This is a genomic window from Variovorax sp. OV329 (genome assembly GCF_900114785.1).
Taxonomy (GTDB): Bacteria; Pseudomonadota; Gammaproteobacteria; order Burkholderiales; family Burkholderiaceae_C; genus Variovorax.
On the sequence record NZ_FOUG01000006.1, the window covers coordinates 362,782 to 369,896 of the forward strand.

General features: G+C 70.1%; 9 protein-coding genes. 7 read left to right on the forward strand and 2 right to left on the reverse strand.

The window, feature by feature from the left end:
- Positions 1 to 9 precede the first annotated feature (9 nt).
- Genes BM345_RS13295 through BM345_RS13310 form a run of 4 tightly spaced genes read left to right on the forward strand, consistent with a single transcriptional unit; the run spans position 10 to position 3,135 of the window.
- Positions 10 to 591 carry an OsmC family protein gene (locus BM345_RS13295; RefSeq protein WP_093380153.1) on the forward strand — a complete coding sequence of 194 codons (582 nt, stop codon included), beginning with the start codon at positions 10 to 12 and terminating at the stop codon, positions 589 to 591.
- Complete coding sequence (locus BM345_RS13300; RefSeq protein ID WP_093380155.1) at positions 575 to 1,420, forward strand: ABC transporter ATP-binding protein; 846 nt, start codon at positions 575 to 577, stop codon at positions 1,418 to 1,420. The genes BM345_RS13295 and BM345_RS13300 overlap by 17 nt, the downstream gene beginning before the upstream one ends.
- Positions 1,417 to 2,259, forward strand: coding sequence for an ABC transporter ATP-binding protein (locus tag BM345_RS13305; protein WP_093380156.1), 843 nt, complete (start codon positions 1,417 to 1,419; stop codon positions 2,257 to 2,259). Before BM345_RS13300 ends, BM345_RS13305 begins: the two co-directional genes overlap by 4 nt.
- A gap of 24 nt (positions 2,260 to 2,283) precedes the next feature.
- Positions 2,284 to 3,135 (forward strand): VOC family protein, encoded by an 852-nt coding sequence (locus tag BM345_RS13310; protein ID WP_093380158.1) that lies wholly within the window; start codon positions 2,284 to 2,286, stop codon positions 3,133 to 3,135.
- Here the strand turns inward: BM345_RS13310 and BM345_RS13315 are convergent.
- Positions 3,117 to 4,142 (reverse strand): CysB family HTH-type transcriptional regulator, encoded by a 1,026-nt coding sequence (locus tag BM345_RS13315; RefSeq protein ID WP_093380159.1) that lies wholly within the window; start codon positions 4,140 to 4,142, stop codon positions 3,117 to 3,119. The two genes, BM345_RS13310 and BM345_RS13315, sit on opposite strands and share 19 nt — an antisense overlap.
- A gap of 239 nt (positions 4,143 to 4,381) precedes the next feature.
- On the opposite strand from BM345_RS13315, the gene BM345_RS13320 reads away from it, so the two are divergent.
- From BM345_RS13320 to BM345_RS13330, 3 genes are read left to right on the forward strand one after another with little or no spacing between them, the layout of a single operon-like run.
- Positions 4,382 to 5,434, forward strand: coding sequence for a putative FMN-dependent luciferase-like monooxygenase (locus tag BM345_RS13320; protein WP_093380161.1), 1,053 nt, complete (start codon positions 4,382 to 4,384; stop codon positions 5,432 to 5,434).
- On the forward strand, positions 5,431 to 6,069 hold the full coding sequence (locus BM345_RS13325; RefSeq protein ID WP_093380163.1) for a CMD domain protein: 639 nt from the start codon (positions 5,431 to 5,433) through the stop codon (positions 6,067 to 6,069). Before BM345_RS13320 ends, BM345_RS13325 begins: the two co-directional genes overlap by 4 nt.
- Before the next feature lie 14 nt (positions 6,070 to 6,083).
- A complete protein-coding gene (locus BM345_RS13330) occupies positions 6,084 to 6,692 on the forward strand; it encodes an alkylhydroperoxidase domain protein (protein ID WP_093380164.1) in 609 nt (202 codons plus the stop codon).
- Between the two features lie 176 nt (positions 6,693 to 6,868).
- Here BM345_RS13330 and BM345_RS30395 read toward each other — a convergent pair.
- Positions 6,869 to 7,115, reverse strand: a 247-nt coding sequence (locus BM345_RS30395; protein ID WP_217653985.1) for a hypothetical protein, incomplete at its 5' end; no start/stop codon positions are given.

Below are 7,115 nucleotides of genomic sequence, written 5' to 3' on the forward strand. Positions count from 1 at the left end.
CGAACATCCATGAGCCATCTCAACGACTACCTGGCCGAGAAGCGCGAAGCCGTGCTGGCCCGCAACGCCGCCGTCGAGGCCGGCAACGCGCAGGCCGTGCAGCTCAGGGCCCACGTGCGGGCCGAGGGCCGCAGCGGCGTGCGGCGCCTGCGCATCCGCGATCACCAGGTCATCAGCGACAGCCCGCCGGACTTCGCCGGCTACAACCTGGGCCCCAGCTCGCCCGAGCTGCAGCTGGGCGTGCTGGGCACCTGCGTCACGCACATCTTCCTGATCCAGGCGGCGCAGCGGCAGGTGCCGCTGGAAAGCCTGGAAGTGGAGGTGAGCGGCCTCATCGACCCGCGCGGCGGCACGCCCGGCCACGAGGCCACGCCCATCTGGCCGCACGACATCGGCTACACGGTGCACATCGACTCGCCCGCCAGCCGCGAGCAGATCGACGAACTCTTCGCGGCGGTGGAAGCGAGCTGCCCCATCCTCAACCTGCTGCGCAACCCGCAGGCCATCCGCGCCGAGGTGAAGCTGGTCAACTCGCAGGCCGAAGCCGCCAATACGTCCGGGGGAGGGAAGGCCGATGCGCTGGCTGCTTGAAGTCGAGGGCCTGACCCGCCGCTTCGGCGGCCTCACCGCCGTCGATGGCGTGAGCCTGAAGCTGGGCCAGGGCGAACTGCTCAGCGTGATCGGCCCCAACGGCGCGGGCAAGACCACGCTGTTCAACCTGGTCACGGGGCTGGACACGCCGGACGAAGGCCGGGTGCGCTTCGAGGGCGAGGACATCACCGGCCTGCCTGCGCAAGAGCTGGCGGTGCGCGGACTGGCACGCACCTTCCAGCATGGCCGGGTGTTCGCCAATCTCACGGTGCTGGACAACGTGCTGGTGGGCGCCCACACGCGCCTGCAAGCCGCGCGGCCCCGGCTGGGCGGCGTGCCCGGCCTGGGCGCGCTGGCCGAGCTGGCACTGGCCCTGGTGCAGCCGCCCCGCGTGCAGCGCGAGGAACGGCGCCTGCGCGAGGAGGCGCTGGAGATCATCGCGCTCTTCGGCACGCGCCTGGCGCCGCGCATCGCCCACCCGGCCTACAGCCTCTCGTACGCGAATCGCCGCCGCGTGGAGATTGCCCGCGCCCTGGCGCTGAAGCCGCGCCTGCTGCTGCTGGACGAGCCCACCGCCGGCATGAACGAGAGCGAAACGGCCGAGATGCTGGAGATCATCCGCGAGCTCAAGCGGCGCGGCCACACCATCCTGCTGATCGAGCACAAGCTGGACCTGGTGATGCAGCTGTCGGACCGGGTCATCGTGCTGGACGACGGCCGCAAGATCGCCGAGGGCCTACCCGAGGCGGTGCGCCACGACCCGGCGGTGATCGAGGCCTACCTGGGCCACCGCCACGTGGGCGAGCAGGCGACGGCGGTGCCCGCATGATCGGCACCGCTGCACGCGCCGGCCTCGCGCCGCGCCCGATCTGGGGCGACGGCGACGCCGCGCCTTCGCCATTCAACGCACGCGCCTCCACGGCACGCAGTGACGAGCCGCTGCTCTCGCTGCGCAAGGTCAACAGCTTCTACGGCCCGGTGCAGGCGCATTTCGACCTGGACCTGGAAGTGCGCGCCGGCCAGATCGTGAGCCTGCTGGGCGGCAACGCCAGCGGCAAGTCCACCACCATGAAGGTGGTGCTGGGACTGCTCAAGCCGCGCTCGGGCGAGGTGCGCTTCAACGGCCAGTCCATCCTGGGGCTGGGCACGCCACAGGTCATCCGCCGCGGCATCGGCTCGGTGCCCGAGGCGCGGCGCCTGTTCCCGGCCATGACGGTGCGTGAGAACCTGCTGATGGGCGCCTACGCCCGCAGCGACCGCAAGGCCGTGGCCGAGGACCTGGAGCGCATGCTGGAACTCTTCTCGCGCGTGGCCGAGCGCATCGATTTCCAGGCTGGCACGCTTTCGGGTGGCGAGCAGCAGATGGTCGCGATGGCCCGAGCCCTCATGGGCCGCCCACGCCTGCTGTGCATGGACGAGCCCACCATGGGCCTGTCGCCGCTGTACGTGGACAAGGTGCTGGAGCTCATTGCGCAGATCAACCGGCAGGGCGTGTCCGTGTTCATGGTGGAGCAGAACGCCAGCCTGGCGCTGCAGATCGCACACCACGGCTACGTGCTGCAGACCGGCCGCATCGTGCTCAGCGGAAAGGCCGGCGAGCTGCTGGCTGATGCGCGCATCCGCGATGCCTACCTGGGCGGGGCTGACGCGGCCCGCACCGCCTCCTGACTTCAACACAGATCGGAAACCTGAATGAGCCTTTCACTCGACCACATCGTCATTGCCGTGCATGACCTGGAGCAGACCCTCGCGGACTACGCCGCGCTGGGCTTCAACGTGCTGCGCGGCGGCGAGCATCCAGGCCGCAGCACGCACAACGCGCTGGTGGTGTTCGCCGACGGTAGCTACCTGGAGCTGATCGCCTGGCGCGCGCCGGCGCCGCAGGAGCGCTGGTGGCAGCTGCTGCAGCGCCATGGCGAGGGCATCGTGGACTACGCGCTGCTGCCGCCCGGCACGGCCGACACCGTGGCGGCCGCAGCGCAGCGCGGTCTGCAGCTGGAGGGGCCGCTCGACGGCGGGCGCCTGCGGCCCGACGGCGAACGCCTGCACTGGCAGACGGCGCGCCCGGGCACGGCGGACCTGCCGTTCCTGTGCGGCGACATCACGCCGCGCCGGCTGCGCGTGCCCGAAGGCGAAGTGCGGGTGCATGCCAACGGCGCGCAAGGCGTTTCCAGCCTGGCGATCGCCGTGCATGACCTGGACGCGACGCTCGCGCGCTACCGCGCACTGCTGGGCGAAGGCGCGGACCTGGGCCCGGCGGTGGTGCTGCCGGGCAGCGGTGTGCGCGTGGCCGTGGTGCGCATCGGGCGCAGCTCGCTGGTGCTGTCGTCACCGCGCGATCCCGCCGAAGGCCCGTCGAGCCCGTTGGCGCAGCGCCTGGCGACGCGAGGCGAGGGGCCCTATGCCTTCGTGCTTCGCAACCCCGATGCCGCGCGCGCAGGCGACGTGCTGGATGCGGCGAAGGCGCACGGCGCACTGATCGAGTTCGAGCTGGGCGCCTCTGGATCGCAGCACGCTGGTGCCGCTCAGCCGGCGCTGAACTGAAATTCGGCCAGGCGCCCCGGAGCCTGCTCGGCATGCCTCACCAGCTGCGCCGCCGCTTCCCTGGGCACGGCCTGGGCCGGGTTCTCGGGCACGGCATCAAGGGCGGCCTCCACGATGCCGCGCGTGAGCGTGGGCGAGAAGGACTCGATGAAGTCGTACACGTAGCCGCGCAGGTAGGCGCCGCGCCGCACCGCCAGCTTGGTGGTGTTGATGCCGAACAGGTGGCCCGCATCGACCGCGCGCAACCGGCTGTCGCGCTCGGATTCGAAGGCGATGCCGGCGACCAGGCCGACGCCCATGCCCAGTTCCACGTAGGTCTTGATCACGTCCGCATCCATCGCGGTGATCGCGAGGTTGGGCTTGAGCCCGGCCTGCGCGAAAGCCTGGTCGATGCGGTTGCGGCCGGTGAAGCCGCTGTCGTAGGTCACCAGCGGCCAGGCCGCCAGTCGCTCGATGGTGAGCGGACCGTCCAGCAGCGGATGGCCCGGCGGCGCAATGAGCGAATGGGTCCAGCGGAAGCTGGGCAACGCCACCAGTTGCGGGTAGTCGCTGAGCGCCTCGGTGGCAATGCCCACGTCGGCCTCGCCGTCCAGCAGCATCTGCGCGATCTGCTGCGGCGAGCCCTGGCGCAGGTGCAGCCGCACTTCCGGAAAGCGCCCACGGAATTCCTGCACTGCAATAGGCAGCGCGTAGCGGGCCTGCGAATGCGTCGCGGCGATGGACAGGAGGCCGGTCCTCTGCGCGAGGAACTCCTGGCCGGCCTCGCGCAGGTTGCGGCTTTCCAGCAGCATCCGCTCGATGATGGGCAGCAGGTGGCCCCCGGGCGGTGTGAGCCCGGTGAGGCGCTTGCCGGCGCGCACGAACAGTTCGAGGCCGAGTTCGTCCTCGAGTTCGCGGATCTGCCGGCTCACGCCGGGTTGCGAGGTGTGCAGCGCCTGGGCCGCCTCGGTGAGATTGAAGCGGCAACGCACCGCTTCGCGCACGGAGCGCAGTTGTTGGAAATTCATTTGCGCGGTCGTAGAGCTGTGCCCTTTCGAGCACCCAGCCTGCATTCTGCAAAGGCCGCATCAAAGCGCGAACTACCGATTCGTTGCTTCTTCATGAACGAATGATCTGAAGCGCGCAGAGCCACTCGCACTTGCTCGGAAAGCGCATAAGCACGCGCCCAAAGCATCCTTCCCTTTGAAAAGGCTGCTTCCCATACTCGGCCGCTCCTGCAGGACACACGCAGAAGGGAGCGTCCGACTTGTCCAGAATCCAGCGCCTGGGTTTCTTCACCCGCCTCTTAGACAACGCCACGGCCAGCGAGCGCTATCGCCTGGCCACCGAGCAGATCGTGCATGCCGAGGCCCTGGGCTTCGACGCGGCCTGGGTCGCGCAGCACCATTTCCATGAAGCAGAGGGCGGACTGCCTTCGCCGCTGGTCTTCCTGGCCCAGGTGGCCGCGAAGACGCAACGCATCCGCCTGGGCACCGGCATCGTCACCCTGCCGCTGGAGAACCCGGTGCGCGTCGCCGAGGATGCCGTTGTGCTGGACCTGCTCAGCAACGGACGACTGGAGTTCGGCGTGGGCACGGGCGGCACGCCCTCGTCCTTCGCGGCCTTCGGCCTGGACAGCGCGCAGCGCGCCGAAGTCTTCGCCGCGCACCTGGCCCTGCTGCGTCATGCCTGGGCCGGGCGGCCGCTGCCGGGCGGCGACCGGCTGTACCCGTCTTCGCCGCAATTGCTCGACCGCGTCTGGCAGGCCAGCTTTTCGGTAGCGGGCGCAGAGCGCGCGGGCCGCGCGGGCGACGGGCTGATGCTCTCGCGCACGCAGCCGCGCACCGCCGAGGCGCCGCATGCGACGCTGGCCGAGATCCAGTTGCCGCTCGTCGATGCCTACCTGTCGGCGCTGCCGGCCGGGCGGGCGGGACGCATCGTGGGATCGCGCTCGGTGTTCGTCGCCGACGACCGGGCCCTCGCGCGGCGCCTGGCGGAAGAGGGGCTGCGGCGCAGTCTCGTGCGGCAGCCCGCCGCTGGCGCGCCTGCGCACGACGCGCCGCTGGACGTGCTGATCGCGCGGCAGGACGTGCACGTGGGCACGCCCACGGACGTGATCGCCTCGCTGCGCGCCGACCGCACGCTGCAGCATGTCACCGACCTGGTGTGCCAGGTGCACTCGGTCGACCCGCCGCACCGCCACATCCTGCGCTCCATCGAGCTCATCGCCACCGAAGTGGCCCCGGCACTGGGATGGGCGCCCGAGCGCACCCTGTCCGAGGCGCCATCCAACGATTCCTCACTCCAGACCATCGCATGACCGCACACGCATTTCCCGACGTGATCGACCAGCTCGTCGGCCTCCAGGCCGGTGGCCCGATCGATGCCATCCGCAGCCGCCGGCCGCTGGCGCGCCTGCATGCCCAGCAGAGCTACCAGGCGCTCTTCGAGCCTGCTGCCGCCGCGCCGGGGCAGGGCAGTGCCTTCAGGGCAGTGGAACGATTCGCCGTGGCCACCTTCGTCGCCGCGCTGCACAAGCAGCCGGCCTTCGTGGCCTTCTATGCCACTGGCCTGGCGCGTGCGGGCGCGCCCGCGGCGGTGCAGGAGACCGTGATCGCCGCAGCGGCGCAGGGTGCCGCGACCGGACCCTACGGCAGCTACCCGGCCGGCACGCTCAGCGCCGAGGACGTGGCGGGCCCCGACTACCTCGTGTCGCCCGAGCACCGCGCCGTGCTGGGCGTGCGCCTGTCCGCCGCGCTGGCGCATGCGCACCTGCTGGTGCTGCACCCGCGCGATGCCAAGGCCGACGCGTTGCGCGCCCTGCTGGATGCCGACTGGTCGCCCGACGACATCGTGACGCTGTCGCAGCTGGTGGCTTTCCTGTCCTTCCAGGTGCGCGTGGTGGTCGGACTGCACGCGCTTGCGCAGGCGCCCGAAGCCGCCGAAGCCCACTGACCGGAGCCGCATTCATGAGCATCGACACCCTGAGCCATCCGCACAACCACCCGCCCACCGAGTTCACCCAGGCCGAGTTGGCGTGGCTGCCCTGGTTGGCACCGCTGCCGCCCGAGCAGCTGACCGATCGGCACCTCGCGGGCCTTGTGGATGCCTCGCGCGCCAAGTCGCCGTACTTCATGCTGCTGGCGCGCGACCCCGACATCCTGGGCGCACGCACCCGCACCGACAAGGACATCTTCTACAACCCCGAGGCCGGCCTGCCGCGCGCCGAGCGCGAGCTCTCTGCCGCCGCGACCTCGCGCTTCAACGGCTGCATCTACTGTGCCTCGGTGCATGCGCGCTTCGCGACACACTTCTCTTCGCGCACGGACGATGTGCAGCGCCTGCTCGACGAAGGCGTGGGCACCCAGCTGGATTCGCGCTGGGAGGCCATCGTGGCCGCCTCGGTCGCGCTGAGCGCCACGCCGCCTGCCTTCGATGCCAGCCACGTGCTGGCACTGCGCGACGAGGGGCTGGACGACCTCGCGATCTCCGACCTGGTCCACGCGGCGGCCTTCTTCAACTGGGCCAACCGGTTGATGCTGTCACTGGGGGAGCCGGGGTTGCCGGCTTCGGACTAGCCGGACCGGGAGGCCCTTGCTGTAGAGCGTCTGGGTTCTTGCGCGCTGGTCAAAGATCGTGACGCATGATGGGGTCGGGGATTCCCATGCCGGGCTATGGCATGGTGAACGGCCGATTGCACTCGGCCAGAAGCGGCCAGTGCATGCACGACGGCCCACCCGCCAAGCAGCAAGACCTACTTGTTTTTCAGCTTGCCCTTGGGAAGCACCGTAGTGGTGGGGGGAGTCGGGCGGGTAGACGTGCCGGACGAGTCTTTCGGCGGCCCGTTTTCCTTCTTCGGCTTCTTCGTCATCTTGTTGCTGCGCTGTTCGCCTTTGGCCATGGGATCTTGTATGGATGCCTCCCGGCTATGAGGAGTAACCCGCATCGGTGTTGTGAAGAAGTCGGCTGCTGCCTTGTATCCGGCCTGTTGTGTGAGGAGC